This window comes from Lactiplantibacillus sp. ME-2 (genome assembly GCF_022549155.1).
Lineage (GTDB): Bacteria > Bacillota > Bacilli > Lactobacillales > Lactobacillaceae > Lactiplantibacillus > Lactiplantibacillus plantarum.
Genome location: NZ_JAKZEQ010000003.1, coordinates 1 through 24,175, shown reverse-complemented (window position 1 = coordinate 24,175; position 24,175 = coordinate 1). Strand labels below are relative to the sequence as shown.

Sequence of the window (24,175 nt, the reverse complement as noted above, 5' to 3'; positions counted from 1 at the left end):
ATGCTTCTTACTGACAAGTTTATAATGTTGTGGTAGGTTAATTGCAAAGTGAACTATCGAATGGAGGAACTAAGATTGAGTGATTTTCCAATTTTATATACGACCCAAGCAGTTAATGAAGACGGCATCGAAGGACACGCCTATATTCCCAATGGTCTTGAGGTGGCCGTATCTAGTCCACTTAAGGCGGTGCCGGGCTCGAATCCGGAACAATTAATCGGATTGGCGCTCAGTACATGCCTTAACGCGACGCTGGAGGCAATCGAAAAGGAGCACGGCCAGACACATCAGAGCAAAGTCGTGACTACGGTGAAGATGTCGCGTGACCGTTTTGGGTACCAATTTTTCCTAGATGCTCGGGTCACGATTCCGGAAGTGGATGCTGAAACGGCAGCACGGTGGCTCGCGATTGCGGAAACGCGTTGTCCCGTTGCCAAGCTCGTTGGGCCATCAGCCAACGTGACGATTCAATTGGCCTAACCGTTGTGATATGGCCGCAGTAATCATTAATCGTAGTTTGTAAAAATGTCAGGGGATTGATTAAAACGTGGTTCGAGTTGGCAGCGATTAAAACTGCCAATTCGAACCACGTTGGTGTTAATGATGACTGCGAATTTGCTTGAAAAGTTGGCGTAAGCTTGGGTGCTGACAGTGATGATTAGTAACCGCTGACTGAACTTTATCGACCTGTTGTAGGGCAAGTTGCTTCGTTTTTTCGCGTTCGATTTTGAGCTGCTTGCTTAGTGCTCGCGATTTCCAAAAGCCGTTGATGCCGACGACAACTGGAATAATGTGTAATAAGGTTGTGGCGGGAATGAGCCAGGGATGCTTACTGAATAGTTGAACGACCTGGGTATGATGCTCATGAAGGTCGTCATGGATCGTTTTAGGTGTTAACATGATTAAACCACGCTCCTTAATTAAGTATCATTATCATACCTTAAAATGTAATCGTTGTCATCGTTAGCTGGCTGACAATAGTTAAAGCGCCCATCTCAAGTTGATCGATCACTTGAGATGGGCGCTTTTAGTTAGTACAAATCTAGATTGTTACTCATCAGCTTTATTCATGCGACTATGCCGAATGCCATAGCCAAAGTAAATGATGAGACCAAGGAGGAACCAGACTAGGGATGCCAGCCAAGTTTCCATGGATAGCTGGGTCATCATGAACAGGCACAGCAAGCCAGAAATAATTGGGAGAACCGGGTAAAGTGGCACGCGGAAGCCCTTGATCGCGTTGAGCTTGGGATTACGCCGTAGTAGCAAAATTCCAAAAGAAACGAAGGCGAAGGCAATTAATGTCCCGATATTAACCAAGTTTGCCAATTGGTCTAACGGAATGAGACCAGCAAGAATTGAAATCACGATTGTAACCGTCAACATGGCGTTTTTAGGGGCGTGGTGCTTATCGATTTTACCTAAGAAACGTGGGAGTAAGCCGTCACGGCCGATTGAATATAATAGCCGTGAGCTACTGTAGATCATCGTAACCATCATTGTGAACATGCCGGCGAGGGCACCAATCGAGATAATACCGGCAACGAAGTTTTGATGGACGAGTTGTAAAGCGAACGCCACTGCATCGTCAACGTTCAACTGTTTGTACGAAACCATCCCGGTCAGCACTCCTGAAACGAGAATGTAGAAGATGGTACAGATGACTAGGGTCCCAATGATCCCAATCGGCATGTTGCGCTTGGCATTTTTAACCTCGGCTGCCGACGAAGACACAGCATCAAATCCTAAGTAAGCGAAGAAGACGACCGCGGCGCCCTTGAGGATTCCCGTCCCACCAAATGGGGCAAAGGGTGTCCAGTTACTTGGTTTAACATAAAATGAGCCGACTAATAAGAACAACACAATGATTGCTAATTTTACGACCACAATAATATTGTTTAATCGAATTGACGTTTTTAGGCCGGTATCGATAATCCAAGCAATCAGACAGACAATCAGAATTGCGACCACGTTGATATAGGTCCCGTGGGCGGGGTCAAACGAACCGGTGATGGCTTTCGGTAACTTGAGGCCAAAACCAGCAATGAATGAATTAAAGTATGCGGCCCACCCAACGGCAACGGTCGCAACGGCTAGGACGTATTCGAGTACCAGAGCCCAACCAATGATCCAACCAATCATTTCGCCATAGACAATGTTTCCGTATGAATACGCGGAACCGGCGATTGGGAGCACCGAAGCAAACTCGGCGTAACACATTGCGGCGACGGCACACACAATGGCAGCCAAAACGAAAGATAAAATAATCCCGGGTCCCGCTTTTGTTGCGGCAACCGTTCCGGGTAGGATGAAAATCCCGGTCCCAATGACGGCACCAATCCCAAGTGCAATCAGATCGACTGCGGAGAGGGTTCGTTCAAAATGACTATCTTTTTGTAAATAGCGCTCCAAATCTTCTTTTTGGAAAATGCGCTGGAAAATCCCCATAACATGGACCACCTTTTTGGTTATTTGTAACAGTTAGTTGTCATTATCGACAAATCGTCATGTCAATATGATACCGTGGTTGATTATTAAAAGTCAATTAGAATCAGCCTTTTATTATTAATAACTCAATGGGATACGGAGCAAGATAGCTGGTTAATCATCATAGAAGCTGGTGACATTGCGACTGTCGAGGCAATGTTCGTGCTGACAATAGATTTGATGACGATAACGCGTAACCAGTCATGGTGGGGATTTAAAAAGCGTTGTGATGGCCGAATTACTAGTCATCACTTAAGCCGGCGGTAACGGTGCTAAGCTGAAGAGAAACGGGTCTGAATATGCGGTTGGGTAGCTGTTACTATTGTTATTTATAAGTTGATACTTTGTTATAACGAACGGTAGTCAAAGAATACACACGGATAATACATTAAACTGTTAATTAGATTCGCCAAAGCTTATAATATTGTTATCAATAGAAATTTAATTTTAGAATGGTGGGATTAGGATGGGAGCGGCGATTGATATTACCGGTCAGCACTTCGGACGCTTAATAGCTGTTCACCGAGCGGGCCGGGCCAAGAATGGTAATGCGCTCTGGTTTTGTCAGTGTCAGTGTGGCCGGACGTGCGTGGTGGATTCCTACGTTTTGCGGCACGGCAAGACGCGTAGTTGTGGCTGTCTAGCCGTGGAACAGAGTCGGCAAAATATTTTTAATAATCCGCAAGCAGTTTCGCATATGGGAGACCCGCGTAATTTGAAGATTCGTGATCACCATACAGATGTGAGTTCAATCAAGAAGTCGAAGCGTAACACGAGTGGGGTCGTGGGCGTGAGCTATGACAAACAGTCAGGTTCCTGGGTTGCGCACTTCTACTACAAAGGAACGTACATATTAAACAAACATTTTGCGCATTTTGAAGATGCGGTTCGGGCCCGGCACGCCATGGAACAGCAATATTTAACGTCATCTGATAACTGAAACTGTTGGATGCCCACGTTAGGATTCACTAGCACATTGTAGGCTAGCTAATATTGTGGATAATATTTGAAGGAACTGAAGTCGGTTAAGTGTCGAAGGACTTCGACGTAATGTGTGCTTAGTCTGATGAGGATGGATGATAAATTTTAATGAGTTGAACAACGGGACTGGCAATCCGCTGCTCAACTTTTTGAGTCGTCACTAATCAAGCTTAATGATGACAATGCCGTTGCGGCTTGCAGTGATGAGTAATCAATGCTTATTTGAGTGGTTGATTTAACCTTTCTTTTGAAGCGAAGAGGTTACAGTCAGTCGGAGTTCTGATAGAATAAGCATTATACGAGATAAGAGGGGGGTAGCAAGATTGTCAACAATGTTAGTGGCGGAAGATTTATCCGCAGTCGGTGGAATCTCACTTAGTTCAGCGTTGCCCGTATTAACGGCGATGCAGTATGACGTGGCAGCACTGCCGACAAGCTTATTATCGACACATACTAGCGGGTACGGGACACCAGCCGTTGTCGACTTATCGACGTGGCTGCCGCAGGTCTTTGCGCATTGGACCCGTGCACAACTGCATTTTGATCAAGCCCTGATCGGCTACGTTGGTTCGGTCGCACTGTGCCAACAAATAACTACTTACTTAGAACAACAAACGCTGTCGCTATTAGTTGTTGACCCAGTACTCGGCGATCTCGGTCAACTCTATCAGGGCTTTGATCAGGACTATGTCGCGGCAATGTGTCAGCTTATTCAACAGGCGGATGTGATTTTGCCAAACACGACGGAGGCCGCATTGCTAACGGGAGCGCCCTATCAAGTGACGCCAGATTTAGAAGTTATTTTGCCAGCACTGCAAGCACAGTTGAAAACTGGTGCCCACGCAGTCATTACGGATGTCCAACGTGCTGATCAGATTGGCTGTGCCTGGTTGGATGAAGCTGGGCACGTGCAATACTGTGGTGCGCGACGTTTGCCGGGGCATTATAATGGTACCGGTGATACTTTAGCTGCTGTAATCGCGGGACTGTTGGGCCGGGGTTACGCGTTAGCACCAACGCTGGCGCGCGCTAATCAGTGGTTGAATATGGCGGTAGCAGAAACGATTGCACAAAATCGAACGGATGACCGGCAAGGGGTCGCACTGGGGGACTTGCTCCAGGCAATTTTAGCCCTCAATTGATGATGGAACATGTTATACTAGAGCATAATTCATAATTAGGAAGGTGCGACTTCATGAGTACAGAAGTAGCTAGTGGTGCGGTCGTCTATCAACAAAAAGATGGTCATCCCGCTTATTTATTATTACAGAGTGCGACCAGTGATTTTTGGGGCTTTCCGAAGGGGCACGTTGAAGGCAATGAAACGTTAGCTGAGGCGGCGCGACGTGAAATCCGTGAGGAAACTCAAATTGAAGCGACACTCGATACCAATTTTAAGGCGTATACCGAATATGACTTACCGAATGGTAATTTGAAGCAAGTCACACTGTTTGTCAGTGAAGTCCCAAGTGGTGTCGTAGTGACGCGGCAGCAAGCTGAAATCAGTGCAATTGGCTGGTTTGATTATGCTGCTGCCCGTGAACGATTGACTTACGATAATTTAAAGCAAATGTTAGATCAGGCTAACACCTACATTGAGCAGCATCTACAATAATACTGACTGTAAAAAAATTACTGGTGCCGTCGCATAAACGGTACCAGTAATTTTTAAACAATATTTTTAGATTGGCTTAGGCCTGGGTTTGTAAGTTTGCAACTGCATCTTCGATTGTTACGCCTTCAGCGAACAATTCTGGATGAAGTTTGTCAGTTGCGACAAACATTTGGCGTTGCGTATCTAAGACAATGCTGAACCAGCTATTTGTTTTTTGAAATTGCATATGACAAAACTCCCTTCTGAAAATTGTTGGTTTGCTACGAGATGCGTGAATCATCTATTTGAACCTTATAGGTACGTTACTATACTCGGTTTACCGAGCTAACGCAAATGAAAAGCTTTACATGAATTAAAAAATGGAGGTTTATCAACTTTGACAACGAAACGGATCTTTGTAATCACGGGACCAACGGGGAGTGGTAAGACCACTGTCAGTCATTACTTGCGGTCACAATACCAAATTCCTCAGGTGATTACTCATACGACCCGGGCTCCCCGGGAAGGTGAGGTCAGTGGGCGCGACTATTATTTTGAAACTCCGACGAGTTTTGCCACGAAACATTATTTAGAACACGTGACCTATAGTGGTAATCAATACGGTTCTTCACGAGAAGGACTAGCGGCAGCCTGGGAACGGTCACCACTGATTAGTATCGTCTTAGATACGGCGGGGGCTATTACCTATGCGCGGGAGTTGGGCGAACAAGCGGTGGTGATTTATCTCGAGGTTGCTGATCAAGAGGCGCTAATTCAGCGTTTGACCAAGCGAGGAGATCTTCCTAGCCGGATAAAAAAGCGAGTTGCTAGTGATGAGTATTTGCGGGACCAGGCTTTGCCAGTAGGATTAGTGGGGCATGCACATGTTATCGTGAATGATGATTGGCAGGCGACGCGGCGCCAACTAGATGAGCTGGTCACTGAATATTGTCAGCATGATGTTGTGACGAAAGATTAGCGCTGACGTATGGACGGTCAACGTAATTCACTTTTACACTTGAGTATGCTAAACTAAATAGTAATGATTATGATTTAGTGAAGTCCTGGTCAGTAGGAGGCAGCAACATTATGGAAACACCAATTGAACAAGCCGTCGCAATTTTACGTCGCAATCAGTTTAAAATTACGAAGCAACGGCAGGCATTATTAGATTATCTGGTGACCTATCAGGACCACTATGTGGCAATTTCGGCCGTTGATGAGCACATGCGGACCTTATTTGCAGGAATGAGTCACAATACCATTTATCGCAATATTAAAGAGTTTGAAACGTTAGGATTATTGGAATTGAAGGCCCAGGCTAATCAAACCCTGGTTAAATATCAATGTGATTTCAAGCATCAACACCATCACCATTTTGTTTGTTCAAACTGTGGTAAGGTGACGGAACTGCAAGCGTGTCCGTTAGACGAGTATGAAGCACAATTACCGGGTTGTACGATTACGGGTCACCGCATCGAGATTTACGGTCTATGTGCCAATTGCACGAAAAAGCAGGCAATTAATAGCTGACGGGGAGTCGGCTTTTTTGTTGGCCTTGTTTGAGTAAAGAGTTTCTTAATTTGTGATAGAATTAGTGCATTCCGAACACGAGCATGGTTTAATTATAGATTAGAAAGAATAACGGCAAAGCCTCAGAAGGGAATGACATCGATGGCTTATCGAACACCACCATTTATTTCACCATTTGCAATTGTTTCAATTGTCCTTGCACTGGGGGCAACTAACGTGGTCGTTAATAAGACAACCCATACTGTCAATGGCGCCAAGGCCACTAGCAGTGTGGTCAAAAGTTCATCAGCTAGTTCCGCAAGTCTGAAAAAGAAAGCGGCTGATGATAGTAGCGATGAGAATAAATCCAAAGACAAATCCAGTTCAGATACATCTAATGATGAACAGAATAGTAGTTCCAGTAGTAGTACTGACGAGAATGATACGGACAGCAGCAGTGCTAATAAGACTAGTAGTTCATCAAGTTCAGCTGATGATACGAGTTCTAGTGCCACTAATAGTAGTACGACTGATAACAATAGTTCAACGACTGATACGAGTGACGATGATGAAAGCTCTGCTGCTGAGTCATCAAGTACGACCGCGTCAAGCTCGACAACGACAACGTCACAGTCGACAACGGATACCACTACTAGCGACGGGGGCGAATAACGAATGTTTAGTATTTTAGATATGATCAACCACGCCTTGGGTTACGTTAATGTCAATGTGAAGATTAAGAACCAAATCTATATCGGCATTGGAATTGCGGGTAATTTATACCTCGGTTATGTGGCAATTCGCTTGATGCAGAATGGCGCGTGGTTACGGGGCATCTTATATATGCTCGTTTTCTTGGCGCTGATTTATTTCATTACGTTAAACGTCATTTATTATTTTACTAATAAAACTGCGAAGTATGACTTATCACCACGTATTGAAAAATTGTTGGGTGGTAAGCCTAAAGAAGCGTTAGCAGCTGAAAAACAAGCACAACAAAGTCAGCAACAACCATACATTCCTGCGAACGGTATTTTTGATGGGCAGGAATTGTTGCCCGCCACGGTGAAGACTTCACGTGCTGAACAGGAGAATGTGCATCAAATTGTTGATCAACTACAAGCGGCGAACATTGTCCGATTAGATTACGGTGGCTTAACTGATGATGCCATCATTCAGCAGGCGCAGGCAACGGGTGAACCCGTTTATGCGATTGGGCAAGGCATTCAAATTCCTTTCTCACAGTTAAAGTTGGAGAATCACCGGCTAGTTATTTACGCCGGAATTAATCAGATGGACCAATCCCCGGTTGGGCATATTACTAAGGTCGGCTTGACCGATGTTCATGATGCGCATGAGGATTATAAGTTGTATTTGGCCTCCACGGTAATCACAGGGGGTATGAGCAAGATTGCGGGCCGAACGTCAGCTATCGAGCAACCGGGCGATTACCAGGTAACCGCGCAGGTTGCGTATGAGGGAAGAGAAGATTAAGAGTGCTTCCAAGGGCGGTTAGTTTGTGAGCATCACCGTTTTATTGTTAAGCGGAGCAAACTGCCTTTGGAAGCACGTTTCGGTAGCCAAATTGAATCTAAACACAAAACAACCGTTTTGAGCAGTGGCTCGAAACGGTTGTTTTGTCGGTATGGCTATTTAAAAAGCGCTAAAATGTCTAATGGCTTTTGGAAGCGGTGGGCCACTTTTTGATGGTCGGCGTTAGGGTCCATTCCCCAGACTGCCAGTCCAAAATCAACGTTAGCGGCCTGGGCAGTTTGTTCGTCACTGACGGAATCCCCGATGAAGAGTGCGTTTTGTGGCGCAACGTTGACTTTTTCGAGGGCTGTGAGTAGGGGGAGGGGATCTGGTTTGCGCTTAGGCGTATCGTCCGCACTGATTGTGACAGCCATCCGCATCATGAATGGATACGAGCGCATCCCACTTTCTAATTCGTTTCGTCGTTGGGAAGTCACGATTCCAAGTCTTAGTTCAGACGGCAACTGTTCAAAGAGGCTGGTAATGCCTGGATAAAGTTCAATCTGATCATAATGGCTGGCCATGACATCTTCGTATTGGGCCTGAAAGTGGTCAAACTCACTGGCTGCAATCCCCAATTCAGTCATTGCTTGTTCAGCGGCCATGGGAAAAGTCTTCTGCGCTTGGGCAGGACTAAATGGTTTGCCATAAGTAGCAAGTACCTCACGCATAACCGTCGTGTAAGCTGGTTGGCTATTAGTCAGCGTGCCGTCAATATCAAACATTAATGCTTGGTAAGTCATATAATCGTTCCTTCCAAAGTAGATTTAACTCCAGTATAGCAAATTCGTCCTTGACAGTGGTTAGGACAACCATTATAGTTAGATTAACAATTGATGAGGAGCTAATGATATGTCATTACCGTTAAATTCATTAAAATCTAGAACTAGCTTTTACTTTTGGTATTTTCGCTAGTGTTTGTGCCGGCTGCAGAGGTGCAAACACGAATCCGATGTTTGCATCGATGCGGTTGCCAAGAGTATTTTGTGATTTGACGGCGCCCATGGATGTTTGAAAATTCCAAGGGTGGCTAATAAGTTTGTTTCTGCGTGGTGGCGCACCCTTTGGAATTTCAAGGGGTGCGCTTTTTTGACCCTAGTCCAGTCCGCTTCCACCAACAAGATCAGCCAAACTTGGGAGGAATCTTTATGTCAATTAATTCAGAAACACTTGTTAACCATATGAATCATGAAATTGCGGCGATTCAGCCGTCTGATATTTTGGCGTTCAACGCTGAAATCGCAAATATTCCGGGTATCGTGCGTTTGACCCTCGGTGAACCGGATTTTAATACACCTGAGCACGTGAAACAAGCTGCAATCGAAAGCATTGAAGCGGATGAAAGCCACTATGCACCCTCGAACGGAACGTTGGCCTTGCGGACGGCTGCCGCTGAATTCTTGGCCGCTAAGTATGATGTCCATTATGATCCTGCTAGCGAAGTGATTATCACAGCTGGTGCGACCGGGGGCATTTATACAGCGTTGACTTCAATCCTTAATCCTGGGGATGAGGTCCTGATTCCAACCCCAATTTTTCCATTGTACATCGCAATCGTTAAATTAGCTGGGGCAACACCAGTCTTCATGGATACCTCGGACAATGGCTTCGTGTTATCGCCTGACCAGTTACAAACGACGTTAGCAGCCCACCCCAAGACGAAAGCGGTGGTCCTTAACTTTCCTTCAAATCCAACCGGTGTGACTTACCGGCATGATGATCTGAAAGCCCTGGCCGCAGTGTTAGCTGATCAACCAATTTTTGTTTTGTCTGATGAAATTTATAGCGAATTGACGTATGGTGAGCCTCATGAATCGATTGCAAATTACTTACCAACACAAACTATTTTGCTTAACGGCGTCTCAAAGTCGCACGCGATGACGGGCTGGCGAATCGGCATCATGTGTGCGCCGAAAGCTATCACAGCACAACTGGGTAAGATTCACCAATTCACAGTGACTTCAACGACGACCAATGCTCAAGCAGCTGCGACGGAAGCATTGAAAAATAGGTTAGATGATGCCCAAGTAATGAAACGGGAGTACCAAGAACGGCGCGATTATTTGTATGATGCACTTAATGACCTTGGGTTCCAATCAGCTAAGCCAGAAGGGGCCTTCTATCTCTTCAGTAAGATTCCAGCCGGGTTGCCACAAAATAGTATGGCTTTTTGCCGTGAACTAGCCCATGAAGCACGTGTCGCTCTGATTCCAGGTAGCTCATTCGGCCCGGGTGGTGAAGGCTATGTTCGAATTAGTTATGCCGCTTCGATGGCCGATCTTAAGACGGCGGTCACGCGGATCAGGACGTACGTTGCCAGCAAGAAGCAGGGGGCTTAAAGATGAAAATTTTAATGTATAGTGTTCGCGATGATGAACAGGATGCGATTCAAGCGTGGGCTGCGGCTCATCAAATTCAAGTAGATACGAATGATCTGGAATTCCATCCAGAAACTGCCGACCTGGTCAAGGGTTATGACGGCTTGGTCATTCAGCAACGCAGTCCAATTGGTGGTGATGCTAGCTTATACCAATCATTAGCTGCGGCCGGGTTAAAACAACTAACGAGTCGTACGGCTGGTGTGGATACAATCGATATTCCGGCAGCCAAGGCGGCTGGTCTTGTGGTCACGAACGTCCCAGCCTATTCGCCTAATTCAGTTGCTGAGATGTCGGTGGCACAAACCATGCGCTTGATTCGCAACTTGGAAATGTTTGATCAACGAATCAGCCAACAGAATTTTCAGTGGGCGGGACTGCAAGCACGAGAAATTCGATCATTAACCGTTGGTATTATTGGTGCGGGTCGTATTGGTGGCACGGCCGCTCGACTTTTCCACGGGTTAGGTGCCAAGGTGATTGCCTATGACGTGGTACGCCATCCTGAACTCGAAGACGTTTTAACCTACGTTGACACTAAGGAAGACCTGTTGCGGCAGGCGGATGTCGTTGATTTACACGTGGATTTGAATGAGACCTCTGCGGGGTTGATCGATGCGGCAGCCTTGAAGTTAATGAAGACGGATGCCTACCTTATCAACGCCTCACGCGGACCAGTGATTGTCACCGATGATCTTGTGGCAGCGCTAAAGGCCGGTGAAATCGCCGGTTGTGCACTCGATACGGTTGAGGGTGAAAATGCGTTATTTAACCAAAATCATCAGGGGGAGGTGCTTCAAGATACCAACGTGGCACAATTAATGCAGATGCCCAACGTCATTATCACGCCACACGTGGGTTTCTATACGAATTTAGCGGTCAAAAACATGGTCGATATTAGCCTGGATGACGTCTTAGCAATTCTGAATGGTGAAACGACGGCCCACGCCTTTTAATGATGGCGTCAGCCGCTACTACCAGTATGGCTGTAGGAGACGGTGGCTGGTCAAAGTGCCCCACCGGTTAACTTGTTCGGCGACTCGCTGTTCGATAACTAGCTTATAGCGGGACTAATTTGGTGGTGCGTCCGCGACTGGGCTTCAGGTGTACTGGCAATGAAATAAGCCTTCCAAGCATATTGCTTGGAGGGCTTATTTGTCTCTTGAGTCGGCTGACTGGTCGTGACTAACTAGCTAGTAGATTCGGCTAACCAGCCATTATCTAATAACTGGTGATAGTGCTTACCGATTGGCACCCACAGTTTAGCTTGCAGAATGCTACGGAGCTCATCCCAGAAGAATGGATCGCGTTGTTCATTGGTGGATAAATTCAATTTTAAGTAGGCCCCCGTCTCAGTCTTGGCAATCACAAAGGGATAAAAGACTTTGATAATCTGGGCCGCTATAATGTTAGTCATGTTAGCTGCTTGGTCAAGTAACATATTATCGTCTCCCGTTACAATGCAGATGATTAATTTCTTAATAGTTCTAGGTTAGCAGTGATTATTAAAGAAATGATTGCGGAAGCGTTAACAATTTTTAAAGTTCAGTTAGTTAAAACCACTAATTGTGAAAATTATGCGCCGGACGCTTCGGTGGCTTTCAGTAGTGGTATGATTAAAAGCGGGTTAAGTTTAGTTGTTAGAATAATATAAATTTTATTGAAATCTTTGTCTAAAAATTATTCGGCCGTGGCAGTTCCAAAAAGAAAAGCGAATTATTATTGGTTTTTCACGAATAATGTTCAATATTGGAGCTGCTATTCAGCTATTTTAACTGAAAACAGTGTAGCTGTTTCTCACTATTTTATGGATATCGAACAATATTTAGCTACTTTTTGACAAAATTACTAATTATGTATTAAACTATTTAAATAGCATTAACGAAGAATAAGGATTTCTTAACTCTAATTATTAATGCAATAATTCTAGACCGTCAGTCAACAGGCTGATAGAGAAAGCGAAGGTGACTGCAATGTCAATGATCGAATTTCACGACGTCGAAAAGTATTATGGTGATTTTCACGCCCTCAAAAATATTAATTTAACGATTAATGAAGGTGAAAAAGTTGTTTTGATCGGACCATCTGGCTCAGGTAAGAGTACCTTGATTCGAACCGTTAACGGTTTGGAACGTGTCCAGTCAGGTCAATTGCTAGTCAATGGGTTTGATTTAGCCGACCGCAAAACGGATATGAATAAAATTCGCAAAAACGTTGGGATGGTGTTCCAACACTTTAATTTGTACGCTAACAAGACGGTGCTTGAAAATATCATGATTGCTCCCCGGTTAGTCTTGAAACGGCCGGAAGATGAGAATAAAAAATTAGCGATGGACTTATTAGATAGTGTCGGTCTGGCTGACAAGGCCAATAGCTTACCGAGCCAATTATCTGGTGGGCAATCACAACGAATCGCGATTGCACGTTCTTTAGCTATGAAGCCGAAGTGTCTCTTGTTTGATGAACCCACCTCAGCACTAGATCCCGAAATGATCGATGATGTGTTGAACGTGATGAAGAGTGTTGCCGAAGACTCCAGTATGACCATGTTAGTTGTGACCCACGAAATGGGCTTTGCTCGTGAAGTGGCCGATCGGGTTATTTTCATGGCTGATGGGGAAATCTTAGAAGATGATGCTAAAGAAAAGTTCTTTGATGGTCAGCCGTCTAATGAACGGGCCCGTCAATTCTTGAGTAAAATTATTACACACTAATTTGTAGGGGAGGACCACGAATGAAGAAGCTGAAACGACTAATTGGCGCACTCGGCATGCTTGCCATGCTAGTGGTGGTCTTAACCGCTTGCGGTTCACGGCAATCATTAGCAAAACAGGATGTTTTGACCAATGATAAAGCTATTAAGACGATTACGTGGGGTGTTAAAGCTGATACGAAATTATTTGGGTTGATGGACGTTAAAGATAATCAAATCAAGGGGTTTGACGCCGACATTGCGACGGCATTAACAAAGCGGGTGCTCGGTAAGAATGCTACCGCCAAGTTTGTCCAAGTAACGAGTCAAACGCGGATTCCATTGTTGAAGAATGGGAACATTGATGCCATTATCGCCACGATGACTATCACGCCGGAACGTGAAAAACAGGTTGATTTTACGAATTCATACTTTGATGCGGGGCAATCACTGTTGGTTAAAAAGGGCAGTGCCATAAAATCAGTTAAGGATTTGAATAAGTCGGGCACCAAGGTCCTTGGTGTGACCGGTGCAAACTCCGTTGAGAACATTAAGAAAGCAGCGCCTAAGGCTAAGGTGTTGGAATTATCCGACTATGCTCAGGCAATGACGGCGTTGAAATCTGGTCAGGGGGTCGCATTGACTACTGATAACGGGATTCTTTACGGTATGGCGTCGCAAAACCCAGGGTACGAAGTGGTTGGGGGCACCTTCACGAAAGAACCATACGGGATCGCTGTTAATAAGGGTCAGGAACCGTTAAAAAAGGCTCTGAATAAAGCGCTCAAAGAAATTGAAGCGGACGGGACGTACAACCGCATCTTGAAGAAGTGGTTTGGTAACGTGGCCGGCTTCGACTATAAGGAGGCGTCACGCTAATGGGATACATTCTAACGCACTATTGGTCAGAGCTGATTCAAGGACTCGGATATACGTTGTTATCCAGTGTGATTGCTTTGGTATTCAGTACGATCATCGGAACAATGTTTGCTATCTTTGAAGTTTTGCCAAGTCGTACGATGCGCATCATTGGTCGAGTTTATATTGAAATTTTCCGGAACATTCCATTGTTAGTTATTGCGATGTTCTTCTACGTGATCATTCCAATGTATGTTGCCAAGATTGATGGTTTTACCGCGGGGACAATTGGGCTAACAATCTATACCTCGTCATTCATTGCGGAAACGGTTCGGGCCGGAATTCAATCTGTTGATCCTGGACAAATGGAAGGCGCCCGTGCTAATGGGATGACGTACTGGCAGGCAATGAGTAAAATTGTCTTACCACAGGCATTTAAAATCATCATTCCACCGTTGGGCAACCAGTTTATTAATCTGGTGAAGAACTCTTCTGTCCTAGCTTTCGTGGCTGGGTTCGACTTGATGTACCAAGCAAATTCAATTGCGTCACTATCGCTTGATACGATCAATAGCTACGTGGTCGTAGGGGTCTTTTACTTAATCATTACGTTGCCACTGAGTTATTACATGCGGCACTTAGAGAAAAAATTAGCAAACTAGAAGGGGGCGACGATTCATGCAAAACTTTATTCAAGCGTATTCGTGGATAAATATCCGGTTCTTGCTCGAAGGACTCTGGGTAACGGTGGAAGTGTCCGTCGTTTCCATCATTGCCAGTTTTATTATCGGTTCAGTCCTAGGGGTGCTTCGGTACGTCAAGATTAAATATTTATCGGCAGTGGTTGGGTTTGTTGTTGACATTATTCGAAACTTGCCATTGATCTTAATTATCTTCTTTACTTACTTTGGCTTGCCACACTTGGGATTCAAGCCTGGTATCATTTTCGCAGCCATCCTCGCTATGACGATTTTTGAATCGGCCATGTTAGCCGAAATCATTCGTTCAGGGATTTTGGCGGTTGATTACGGTCAGATGGAAGGCGCCCGGGCTAACGGGATGAGCTATGTACAAGCGTTATGGCACATTGTCTTTCCACAAGCAATCAAGAAGACGATCCCAACGATTGTGAGTCAATTTATCTCACTGATTAAGGATACGTCGCTGGCAACCATTATTGTCTTACCTGAATTATTAAACCATGCGCAAATTATTTATGGTCAGAACTCAGCGTATATTTTACCGATGTTCTTAATGATCGCAGTCATGTACTTCATTATTTGTTACGCCTTGTCAATTCTGTCACGTGTGTTGGATAAGAAGTTAGCGTAATTAAACTGGTGGGATGATGGCTGAAATTCCTTAATGAAAAGACCAAACAAGCAATAATGCTTTGTTTGGCCTTTTTTATAAAAAATATTTAAATGTCTTGCAAAAAATAGAAGGCGTGATAATATAGTTAATGAAAACGTTTTCTATAAAACTGAAATTAAGGATTGTAACTCATACTCTTTGAGGCATTACCTTTTACTTGTTGAAATATACGGGTGAAGTGGGTGCCTCAAGGAGTTTTTTTGTATTGAAGGAGGTTCAGTGATGTTTGGAATTAAAAGAAAGAAAGTTGATGTCTTCGAGGTGGTTACACCAATTGAAGGTATTTGTATACCGATCACGGCCGTTATGGATGAAGTGTTTGCAAAGAAAATGATGGGTGATGGATTTGCTATTAGGCCGAGTGAGGACACTAATCAAGTTGTGGCACCGATTAGTGGGAAAATCGTTGCATTACCTGAAAGTAAACACGCTATTGGCATCATGGATGAGACTAGGGGCGTGTCTGTATTGGTTCACATTGGCCTAGATACAGTTGGCTTAAATGGTAGAGGCTTTACGGCACACGTCAAATTAAATCAAGAAGTTAAAGCAGGGACCCTATTAGTGACGCTCGATCGCCAAACGATGGCGACCGCGGGATTAGATATGACCACCATAGTTGTCTTTACAGAAGGTTATACGGGCGAAGTGCCACTTGGCAGTAAGCTTCATCAACAATTAGCAGCCGGCACACCAGTTTTAAAGCAAGCATAAACTATGTAAAGGAGTGCGAATTAAAATGCGGGTGGTGAAGAAAATTAATAACAACGTGGTCGTTTGTCTTGATCAACATGGTGAAGAATTGGTCGCCTTTGGTAAGGGACTAGGATTTCAAAAAGTCCCGTATGAGCTTACTGATATGACTAAAGTGACGATGACATTTTATAAATTAAACTATCAATATTATCAATTACTAAAAGAAATACCCACTGAAATCTTTGATTTGAGTGCGGCAATTGTTGAGCGAGCGCAGGCACTAATTCCAAGAATTTTGAATCCAAATATGATTTTTAGCTTAGCTGATCATATTAACTTTGCAATAACGCGACTAACCCATTATAAAAGCGCCCAGTTACCATTTTCATATGATGTGGAGCAATTATACCCACAAGAAACGGATGTTGGGTATTACGCCGTCAGGTTAATTAATCGACGGCTAAATATTCAATTACCAGTTTCAGAGGTCACAGCAATTGCCATGCATTTTGTCAATTCTCAGACTAATGATTTAGCGACCAATTCAAGTGTAAATAGCGACGATGAAATGATAAAAATCATCACAAAAATTATTGAACAAGAATATGAGCTTAGAATCAATCAAACCGAATTCACATACAACCGGTTTGTCATGCATTTACGTTATTACATTAAACGGATGAAGAAACATGAGCAAATTTCTGAAAATGATAATTCTAAATTATTCAATACGATGAGGCATGATGAGCCTGAAATTTACTTGGTAGCAAAGCGAATTGCAGACTGCGTTGATAGTCAACTTGATACTAATAGTAATGATGATGAACTTTTCTACCTAATGATATATGTTAAAAGAATCGTTAATAAAATAAATACTCAAGCGTAACCGTTAATTAATGGAGGTGTATGCGACATGAAAAATAAGGATAAACAGTATGAAAAAGTGGCGAATGGTGTACTGGAAGCAGTTGGTGGTAGTGCGAATATTTCTTCGGTGACACATTGTATGACCCGATTACGTTTTAATTTGAAGGATGAAAGTATTCCTAATGATGGTGAGGTACAGAATATTCCAGGTGTGATTGGTGTCAATCGCGCTGGTGGCCAGTATCAAATCATTATTGGACAAGCAGTTAGCAAAGTTTATGATGCGTTACTTACGGTGGGGAATTTAACTAGAAACGCGCCAATTCCAATTAATGAAGATTTAGATAATCGACCTAAAGAAAAGTTAACGTTTAAGTCTGCGGGAAATATGATTCTAAATAAATTGGCTGGATGTTTAACACCATTGATTCCGATGTTGATTGCTGCATCAATGTTTAAAATGTTTGCGGCCATTTTAGGACCAAGTATGTTCAATATTCTTGGTACTAAAACATCGTTGTATCAGTTATTTACGTTGGTTGGTGATGCTGGATTCTACTTTTTTCCAATCATCTTAGGATATACAGCTGCTAAGCAATTTAATACGTCACGGATTATTTCAATGTTTTTAGGTGCAATTTTGATTGATCCTAATTTAATTAAAATTGTGACTGCTGGAAAGGCATTTAATATCTTCGGTATCGCAATGCCATTAGTTAATTATTCAAGTACGGTCATTCCAATTATTTTGTCGGTTTGGGTAATGTCGTATATTGAACGGTTCTTTAAGCGTTATGTACCAGAGTCAATTAGTACGATTGTTATCCCAACGTTGACGATTGCAATCATGTTGCCGATTTCGTTATGTATTTTAGGCCCAGCGGGAAACTTTATCGGCAATTACATTTGTACAGGAATATTAGCTTTTGGGAAATTAGGTGGCTTGCCAACGATGATCGCGGTTGGAGTGGTTGGTGCCTTATGGGAAATCTTGGTTATGACCGGGATGCATCTCTTAATGCTTACGACGATGATGATGATTTTTGCGCAATCGGGCCATGAAAACTTTGTCACACTTGGCGCAGTTGCTGCTAGTATGTCGGTCGCGGGCATGTGTTTAGGTGCGGCCTTACGAATTAAGGACCAAGATCAAAAGACCCTTGCTTGGGGTTATTTAATCGCTAGTATTATCGGGGGTGTGACTGAACCGGGATTATATGGACTAGCAATTCGTTATAAGCGACCATTTATTGGCATGATGATTGGCGGATTTTGCGGTGGCTTATATGCTGGCCTGACAACAGTTACAGCTTATGTCATGGTACCTGTTGCAAACTTTTTATCTTTAACTGCGTATGTTGGCGGGCAAACATCTAATGTGATTAACGGTGTGGTTAGTGGCGTGATTGCGTTTGTAGCAGCTGCTATTGCAACTTATGCGATTGGTGTTGAAGCCAATACAAACAAACAGGGGACTAAAGAATTTAAACTAGTGGAGGCTTAAAAGCTAATGGAAAGAAAAGTAATCGTTCGAGCTGATGATTTAGGTTATTCCGATGCAGTTAATGTTGGGATTGCACGAACAGTTCACAACGGGTTAATTAATAATGTGGGTGTTATGGTCAATATGCCAACGACGATGTCAGGATTAGCCATGATTAAAGATGCAGGGGTTTGCTTAGGTTTGCATACTGTTATATCTGCTGGCCGGCCATTAACAAATCCAAAATTGATTCCGAGCATCACTAATCCAGATGGTACCTTTCGTCATTCCTCGGATTATCGGGCGGCTATTCATGATTTTGTCGATCTTAATGAAGTTGTTTTGGAAATCGAAGCGCAATATCAAAAATTTGTAGCGTTAGTTGGTCGCCAGCCTGATTATTTTGAGGGTCATGCGGTAGTTAGTGATAACTTTGTTAAGGGATTGGAAATTGTGGGTGAACGTCATCACTTAAATATTTTACGCTTTGCAGCAGGCCCAGATAGTCCGAGTGTGCTATTTAAGGGAAAGGTATTACATGTTTTTATGGAAAGTATGGGCAAAAACTATAACCCTTATGAAACGTTGAAACGTGCGGCACTAGCCCAATATAATGACGGCTATGCTATGATGGTTTGTCATCCTGGCTATTTGGATGACTACTTATTACAACATTCAAGCCTGACAGTTCCCCGGACGCAAGAAGTCGCAATGTTAACAGATCCTCAAATGCAGGAATGGTTAGAACGACAGCAGATCAAATTAATCAAATATAGTGAGGTTTAATTACTAAGCGTTAAGGTAATCGGTAAGCAGATTAAATTACTTATTCAATGCGCGTTGCAAAGCATAAAAAGAGCGTTGCTACTGAAAATATCTTCAGTAACAACGCTCTTTTACAAGTTATCAAGAATTTAAATTAAGCATTTTGATTTTGCTGCTGCTTCCAATAATAGATTGGGAACCCAACGGCCACGATAACCAAGGAAATCAGTACACCAGATAAGTCTGAGCCAATTTCACTGATAATCACGAACAGTGCGCCCAGAATCGCAATCAGCGGTGTGATCGGAAATCCGGGTGTCGAGAATGGTCGCTCAGAAGCTGGGCGTCGTTTTCTTAAAATAAAGACACCAACGAAGGTTGCCACGTAGAAGCAGTAGACCGTGAAGATACAGAGGTCCGATAAGCGATCTGGATTAAAGAACAGGATCATAATACTAGCATAAACGAGAATGGCAATGGTTGCGGCGATCGGCTCGTGTGATTTTTTGTGCAAGTAACTGAGTTGTTTAGCGAATGGCAGCTGATTCTGAGCAGCCATGGCGTACACGATGCGGGGGAAGGTCATAATCTTGCCGTTTAAACAGCCCACCATCGAGATGATAATCCCAATGTTCAGTAGGCGCCCGCCAATTGTGCCAAACGCCGCTTGGGCAAAGTACAGCGTCGTTTGTTGCCCGAGTTTGTGGATCGTTGCCGCGGGTACGAAGTGGAGAATCCCATAGCTGACTAAGGTATACGCAATCAAGACCATTGAAATCCCTAAAATAATGGCTTGTGGTAATAACTTCTGCGGGTTCTTGATTTCGCCACCCAAGTTAGCGACTAAGATCCAGCCATCATAGGCAAAAAGTGTTGCGAGGACGGCAACCCCGAAACTACCCGTTGATTGGGTAATTGTATGTAAAGACTGTCCCAGCGCATTCTGATTACCATAGAAGAGTCCAAAAATAATAATAGCCGCAATCGGTAATAATTTGCCCAACGTGGTCGCAATTTGAAATGCGGCGCCCCAACGGTTTTCGAACATGTTGAGGATTCCAATCAGGACGATGACGCCAATCGAGAGTGGCGCCTGCCAACCCGCCTGCAGGTTGAAGAAACCAACTAGTAATATACCAAGGTAAGCGCTAATTGAAGCGATGATAGCGGGACCGTAGACGGCGATTTGCATCCAACCAGAGAGAAAGCCCCACAATTTACCATAGATTTGTTCCATGTAGACATAGAGCCCGCCCGTATGCGGCATTTGGGCACCGACCTCGGCGATTGTTAAGCCCGCGGTCAACGTAATCAGTCCACCTAGTAACCAGGCGAGTAACGCAGCGCTCGGTGAGCCCGCACTATCAAGGACTGATGATTGCTTGAAGAAGATTCCTGACCCAATAACCGTACCAACGACGAGTGAAAGTGCTGACCAAAAACCGAGTGAACGGTTCAGGGTCGTTGCTTGCTTTGTTTCCTGCATTAACCTGAAATCCTCCCTTGAAACAACCAAATTCTAAATGATTGCACTTAGCATACCAGAGATTAATGGTGATGACAATCAAATATCGTTGGTTGTGGCCGGTTTTTCGCCTAAAATCCGAACTAATAACGATATTTTAATAATAAAGTTCGATAAGACTCAAAATAATCAGTGTTATTCGGTTGGTGATTCGAGTTTCGACAAAATAGGATTGGGCGGCGTGGTGGCTTTAAATTAATTTATTTATCTTCCTAATATTAGCAGGGTTATTTAACGGGTCAGGTTAGTCATTAACTTAGTCATTAATTGAGTTAGTTGTGCCCAATCGGATTGATTGAGACCACCCTTAGCAGTCAATAAATCCGGCAAATCATTTAAAGCAATTCGTGTTGCGGTTCCCTGAGGTGTCAGAGTGAGCAAGATGCTCCGTTCATCTTGGGGATTCCGATGACGTGTAATTAAACCAGCTTGGGTCATCCGCTGTAGCACGGGCGTCAGCGTTCCCGTACTTAAATTTAGCTGGGTGCTCAACGTTTTGACCGTGACAGCGTGCGGCGGTGTCGCATAGAGTGCGACTAGAACCAAGTATTGTGGATAAGTGAGTCGGTGTGCTGTCAAAGTTGGTTGGTAGAGGCGTTGAATGGCATGGACTGTTGTGTAGGTTGAAAAACAGACGTGGTCTTCAAGGGGGCGAATTGTGGTTGTCTTCATGATAATTACCGCCTTTCATGCGATGAGTATTAAGTGCGGAGACGTTCTAATAATGATTGTGCACAATCGATTGATTGGATTATAGCACATTCTGACAATCTGTGGGCCTAGTTGCCCTAGTGCCGGTGGGATCTTATGGTCTGGTGGTCACGTTCAGTATGCAAACTGATGATTGTGGGTACCACTTGCAGTGACGTCATGGTAATAATTTTTGGTTCCTTCCTAAAAATACAGTATAATGCTACGAGTAGGTAAGAGAGTGGGGTTAGATTGATGGTAATTGCAATTGTGGTGTTGTTGATGCTGCTCAGCATCGGCTTATTTGGGTTGCTGTTAGCCGGTGCCAGACGGCAAGCAGCGCCATTTTTTGACCACAGTTTTGGTTTCGGCATGGTTATCGGGGCCGTGACGGATTTTCTTGACACACTTGGTATCGGAAGTTTCGTCGTGTCCACGGCAATTTTTCAAGCGAGCCATTATTTAAAGGATGAACGTAAGCTACCTGGAACTTTGAACACGATGCATGCGATTCCGACCGCGTTTGAGGCGTTTTTCTTTGTTACAGCAGTTGCGGTCGAGCCAGTGACACTGATTAGTTTAGTTTTAGCAGCAACACTCGGCGCATTACTGGGTAGTGAAGTCATGACGAAGCTTAATCAGCGGTGGATTCAGTTAATCATGGCCGGTGCGTTAGTCATCACTGCTTTACTGATGGCAGCGAAGTTATTAGGTTGGATCAGTTTGCTGGGAGTTGCTAATCAGGCGACGGGGCTATCCGGTTGGAAATTATTGGTCGGCATTGGTGGCAACTTTATCCTAGGGTTACTGATGTCAGCCGGAGTCGGACTGTACGCACCGTGTATGGTAATGGTGTATTTTCTGGGATTGACCCCGATTGCCGCCTTCCCAATTATGATGCTGTCGTGCGCATTGTTGATGCCGATTTCGGCAGTGAATTTTATTCGCCATGACCGCGTCGATTATCGCGGCTTATTCGGCATTATTTTAGGCGGTATTATTGGCGTGGTGGTGGCAGCGACCTTAGTTAAGTCACTGTCCTTAACAGCCCTGAGTTGGTTGATCGTCTTAGTGAGCTGTTGGACGGCCTTTTCGTTATGGCGTGCCGCGCAACGCCGGAAAAATGTGTTATAGTCAACGGTATGAGTGGTTAGGCTAACCAAGCCTAGCCACTTTTTTGTCGTTGTTTAAAATGATCGTCAGGCTGCTAGAAAAAATAACGGTCGCTGGTTGACAATTTATACAGCTGGCTGTATAAATGAAAGGGCAGGTGATTAAGATGAATCATGATGAAATGGTGGCGCGGCAAGTTCTGATTTTAGCTCGTCAAATCAAGCGGCGTCGCAACCAACATTTGCGGACGGTGGGGTTAACGACTCAGCAAGCGGATGCACTGACCTTTTTTACGGATCAGCCAGGTCGCACGGTAACCGCGTTTAAGACGTATCAGGAAATTACCCATCAGACGGCCAGGATGATCGTGCAACGCTTGCAGACGCGCGGATATGTACAATTAGTGGTCAGTCCAACGGATGCGCGTGCCAAGCAAGTGGTAGTGACCCCGAGTGGGCGTGCTAAACGCGAGCAGCTCCGTCAACATGGCTGGCAGACGAGTGCGCAAATGTTTGCCCATTTGGATGCCGAACAACAACAGGTATTTTTAGATTTGTTACGGCAAGTTAATCAGAATTTAGAAAGTGATGAGAATTGATGAAGACGCGTTTATATACGCCGGATGTAAAGTTAGTGTTAATGGCTAGTTTCTTCTTTTTAATGAGTCCAATGTTAATCAATCCCGTGATTGCAGGATTTGCGCACGGTATTGGCGCTAGTAGTGTGCTTGCCGGTACGATTGCCGGGTTAACGAATTTGACATCGCTAGTGCTCCGGCCACTTGCTGGGAATTTAACCGACCGGGTCTCTAAGTACCGTTTGACCTTCGTGGGGGGCTGTTTGTTGCTACTAGCTAGTTTAGGTTATAGTTTGACAACCAACGTGACGTTAATCATGTTATTGCGAATTTTGAATGGGTTGGGATATACCTTGTGTTCAGTTTGCATGGCAACCTGGATGGCTAGTTTATTGCCACCCGATCGAATTGGCTCTGGAATGGGCATTTATGGGCTAGCGAATGCGCTTGGAATGGCGTGCGGGCCGGCAATCAGTGTCTTCTTGTATCAACATTACAGTTACCAGAGTGTTTTTTGGTTAGCAGCGGGCTGTAGTTTACTGCTCATCATCATGATTCAATTCGTCGGTGATCATGGTGAACCAATTGTGACGCCTCAAACGGCTACGACTAAGCACCATATTCGCATCGTACAACCACGAGTAATCCCCGTGGCCTTGATTTTGCTTTTATTTTCATTACCATATTTTGCCACCCAAACCTATATTGTCAGCTACGTCGCTGCACGGCATTTTCATGTGGCAGCGGGGGTATTTTTCCCGGTGTACGCGGGTATTTTATTAGTATTGCGAATTATTCTCCGCGATTGGTTCGACCGGGTGCCATTTAAACGGTTCATCTGGTTATGCTTAATTTTTAATCTATTAGGATTGATTGGCTTAACTGACATGAACAATTGGGCGATGCTACTGCTGGGTGCAGCAGGACTGGCCGCCGGATACGGTTTGATGTTTTCAATTTGCCAAGCTAAAGCATTGATGCTCGTGCCGAAAGCTGATCATGGGCTAGCCAATAGTACGTTTTATATTGGCTGTCTCTTATACACATCTC

General features: G+C 44.3%; 28 protein-coding genes. 21 read left to right on the top strand and 7 right to left on the bottom strand.

Going from position 1 to position 24,175, the window contains the following annotated elements; all coding sequences use genetic code 11:
* The first annotated feature begins 60 nt into the window (after positions 1-60).
* A complete protein-coding gene (locus tag MMY95_RS01565; RefSeq protein WP_003641108.1) occupies positions 61-480 on the top strand; it encodes an OsmC family protein in 420 nt (139 codons plus the stop codon).
* A gap of 117 nt (positions 481-597) precedes the next feature.
* Here the strand turns inward: MMY95_RS01565 and MMY95_RS01560 are convergent, their stop codons facing one another.
* Together MMY95_RS01560 and MMY95_RS01555 are read right to left on the bottom strand one after the other, a co-directional pair.
* On the bottom strand, positions 598-900 hold the full coding sequence (locus tag MMY95_RS01560) for a hypothetical protein (protein WP_003641109.1): 303 nt from the start codon (positions 898-900) through the stop codon (positions 598-600).
* A gap of 150 nt (positions 901-1,050) precedes the next feature.
* Positions 1,051-2,448, bottom strand: coding sequence for an amino acid permease (locus MMY95_RS01555; RefSeq protein WP_003644008.1), 1,398 nt, complete (start codon positions 2,446-2,448; stop codon positions 1,051-1,053).
* Between the two features lie 505 nt (positions 2,449-2,953).
* Between MMY95_RS01555 and MMY95_RS01550 the strand changes: the two genes are divergently transcribed.
* The 3 genes from MMY95_RS01550 to MMY95_RS01540 all read left to right on the top strand — a co-directional run bounded on the left by MMY95_RS01550 (position 2,954) and on the right by MMY95_RS01540 (position 5,083).
* Positions 2,954-3,427, top strand: coding sequence for an AP2 domain-containing protein (locus MMY95_RS01550; RefSeq protein WP_003641111.1), 474 nt, complete (start codon positions 2,954-2,956; stop codon positions 3,425-3,427).
* A gap of 373 nt (positions 3,428-3,800) precedes the next feature.
* A complete protein-coding gene (locus MMY95_RS01545; protein WP_015379914.1) occupies positions 3,801-4,610 on the top strand; it encodes a PfkB family carbohydrate kinase in 810 nt (269 codons plus the stop codon).
* Between the two features lie 53 nt (positions 4,611-4,663).
* Complete coding sequence (locus MMY95_RS01540) at positions 4,664-5,083, top strand: bis(5'-nucleosyl)-tetraphosphatase (RefSeq protein WP_003644009.1); 420 nt, start codon at positions 4,664-4,666, stop codon at positions 5,081-5,083.
* 76 nt (positions 5,084-5,159) lie between these two features.
* Here MMY95_RS01540 and MMY95_RS01535 read toward each other — a convergent pair whose 3' ends face one another.
* A complete protein-coding gene (locus MMY95_RS01535; RefSeq protein ID WP_003641114.1) occupies positions 5,160-5,309 on the bottom strand; it encodes a hypothetical protein in 150 nt (49 codons plus the stop codon).
* A gap of 150 nt (positions 5,310-5,459) precedes the next feature.
* On the opposite strand from MMY95_RS01535, the gene MMY95_RS01530 reads away from it, so the two are divergent.
* The 4 genes from MMY95_RS01530 (at position 5,460) to MMY95_RS01515 (ending at position 8,068) form a co-directional block, all read left to right on the top strand.
* Positions 5,460-6,041, top strand: coding sequence for an AAA family ATPase (locus MMY95_RS01530; RefSeq protein WP_003645788.1), 582 nt, complete (start codon positions 5,460-5,462; stop codon positions 6,039-6,041).
* 110 nt (positions 6,042-6,151) lie between these two features.
* A complete protein-coding gene (locus MMY95_RS01525; RefSeq protein WP_003641116.1) occupies positions 6,152-6,595 on the top strand; it encodes a transcriptional repressor in 444 nt (147 codons plus the stop codon).
* Positions 6,596-6,736: 141 nt separating this feature from the next.
* Complete coding sequence (locus MMY95_RS01520) at positions 6,737-7,246, top strand: hypothetical protein (RefSeq protein WP_003641117.1); 510 nt, start codon at positions 6,737-6,739, stop codon at positions 7,244-7,246.
* A gap of 3 nt (positions 7,247-7,249) precedes the next feature.
* The gene (locus MMY95_RS01515) at positions 7,250-8,068 is read left to right on the top strand and encodes a DUF6681 family protein (RefSeq protein WP_003641118.1); all 819 of its coding nucleotides are present in this window, start codon (positions 7,250-7,252) and stop codon (positions 8,066-8,068) included.
* A 155-nt stretch (positions 8,069-8,223) separates the two neighbouring features.
* Here the strand turns inward: MMY95_RS01515 and MMY95_RS01510 are convergent, their stop codons facing one another.
* Positions 8,224-8,850 carry an HAD family hydrolase gene (locus MMY95_RS01510; RefSeq protein WP_003641119.1) on the bottom strand — a complete coding sequence of 209 codons (627 nt, stop codon included), beginning with the start codon at positions 8,848-8,850 and terminating at the stop codon, positions 8,224-8,226.
* Positions 8,851-9,255: 405 nt separating this feature from the next.
* Here MMY95_RS01510 and MMY95_RS01505 point away from each other — a divergent pair, with 405 nt between their 5' ends.
* Both MMY95_RS01505 and MMY95_RS01500 read left to right on the top strand, forming a co-directional pair.
* Complete coding sequence (locus MMY95_RS01505; RefSeq protein ID WP_241277465.1) at positions 9,256-10,446, top strand: aminotransferase class I/II-fold pyridoxal phosphate-dependent enzyme; 1,191 nt, start codon at positions 9,256-9,258, stop codon at positions 10,444-10,446.
* Positions 10,447-10,448: 2 nt separating this feature from the next.
* The gene (locus MMY95_RS01500) at positions 10,449-11,441 is read left to right on the top strand and encodes a D-2-hydroxyacid dehydrogenase (RefSeq protein ID WP_013355278.1); all 993 of its coding nucleotides are present in this window, start codon (positions 10,449-10,451) and stop codon (positions 11,439-11,441) included.
* 233 nt (positions 11,442-11,674) lie between these two features.
* On the opposite strand, the gene MMY95_RS01495 is transcribed toward MMY95_RS01500, so the two are convergent.
* The gene (locus tag MMY95_RS01495; protein ID WP_054518993.1) at positions 11,675-11,926 is read right to left on the bottom strand and encodes a hypothetical protein; all 252 of its coding nucleotides are present in this window, start codon (positions 11,924-11,926) and stop codon (positions 11,675-11,677) included.
* Between the two features lie 532 nt (positions 11,927-12,458).
* On the opposite strand from MMY95_RS01495, the gene MMY95_RS01490 reads away from it, so the two are divergent.
* From MMY95_RS01490 to MMY95_RS01455, 8 genes are all read left to right on the top strand, one after another.
* Positions 12,459-13,199 carry an amino acid ABC transporter ATP-binding protein gene (locus MMY95_RS01490; protein WP_003641125.1) on the top strand — a complete coding sequence of 247 codons (741 nt, stop codon included), beginning with the start codon at positions 12,459-12,461 and terminating at the stop codon, positions 13,197-13,199.
* A gap of 20 nt (positions 13,200-13,219) precedes the next feature.
* A complete protein-coding gene (locus MMY95_RS01485; RefSeq protein ID WP_241277464.1) occupies positions 13,220-14,056 on the top strand; it encodes a transporter substrate-binding domain-containing protein in 837 nt (278 codons plus the stop codon).
* On the top strand, positions 14,056-14,697 hold the full coding sequence (locus tag MMY95_RS01480) for an amino acid ABC transporter permease (protein ID WP_003644017.1): 642 nt from the start codon (positions 14,056-14,058) through the stop codon (positions 14,695-14,697). The genes MMY95_RS01485 and MMY95_RS01480 overlap by 1 nt, the downstream gene beginning before the upstream one ends.
* Positions 14,698-14,713: 16 nt before the next feature.
* Complete coding sequence (locus MMY95_RS01475; RefSeq protein WP_003641128.1) at positions 14,714-15,367, top strand: amino acid ABC transporter permease; 654 nt, start codon at positions 14,714-14,716, stop codon at positions 15,365-15,367.
* Between the two features lie 264 nt (positions 15,368-15,631).
* On the top strand, positions 15,632-16,123 hold the full coding sequence (locus MMY95_RS01470) for a PTS glucose transporter subunit IIA (RefSeq protein ID WP_011101189.1): 492 nt from the start codon (positions 15,632-15,634) through the stop codon (positions 16,121-16,123).
* Positions 16,124-16,148: 25 nt separating this feature from the next.
* Positions 16,149-16,991, top strand: a complete 843-nt coding sequence (locus MMY95_RS01465) for a PRD domain-containing protein (protein WP_003645783.1) — start codon at positions 16,149-16,151, stop codon at positions 16,989-16,991.
* Positions 16,992-17,018: 27 nt separating this feature from the next.
* Positions 17,019-18,476: a PTS transporter subunit EIIC gene (locus tag MMY95_RS01460; protein WP_003645782.1), complete on the top strand. Its 1,458-nt coding sequence runs from the start codon at positions 17,019-17,021 to the stop codon at positions 18,474-18,476.
* A gap of 6 nt (positions 18,477-18,482) precedes the next feature.
* Positions 18,483-19,241: a ChbG/HpnK family deacetylase gene (locus MMY95_RS01455; protein ID WP_021357128.1), complete on the top strand. Its 759-nt coding sequence runs from the start codon at positions 18,483-18,485 to the stop codon at positions 19,239-19,241.
* 133 nt (positions 19,242-19,374) lie between these two features.
* Here MMY95_RS01455 and MMY95_RS01450 read toward each other — a convergent pair whose 3' ends face one another.
* On the bottom strand, positions 19,375-20,706 hold the full coding sequence (locus MMY95_RS01450) for an amino acid permease (protein WP_003644022.1): 1,332 nt from the start codon (positions 20,704-20,706) through the stop codon (positions 19,375-19,377).
* 270 nt (positions 20,707-20,976) lie between these two features.
* A complete protein-coding gene (locus tag MMY95_RS01445) occupies positions 20,977-21,417 on the bottom strand; it encodes a MarR family transcriptional regulator (RefSeq protein WP_053267354.1) in 441 nt (146 codons plus the stop codon).
* A gap of 273 nt (positions 21,418-21,690) precedes the next feature.
* Here MMY95_RS01445 and MMY95_RS01440 point away from each other — a divergent pair, with 273 nt between their 5' ends.
* From MMY95_RS01440 to MMY95_RS01430, 3 genes are all read left to right on the top strand, one after another.
* Complete coding sequence (locus MMY95_RS01440) at positions 21,691-22,569, top strand: TSUP family transporter (protein ID WP_003641136.1); 879 nt, start codon at positions 21,691-21,693, stop codon at positions 22,567-22,569.
* A gap of 124 nt (positions 22,570-22,693) precedes the next feature.
* Entirely contained in the window at positions 22,694-23,146 is a 453-nt protein-coding gene (locus tag MMY95_RS01435) for a MarR family winged helix-turn-helix transcriptional regulator (protein ID WP_003645779.1), read from the top strand.
* Positions 23,146-24,175 (top strand): MFS transporter (locus tag MMY95_RS01430; RefSeq protein ID WP_241277463.1); only part of this gene is annotated, 1,030 nt, incomplete at its 3' end. The genes MMY95_RS01435 and MMY95_RS01430, both read left to right, overlap by 1 nt.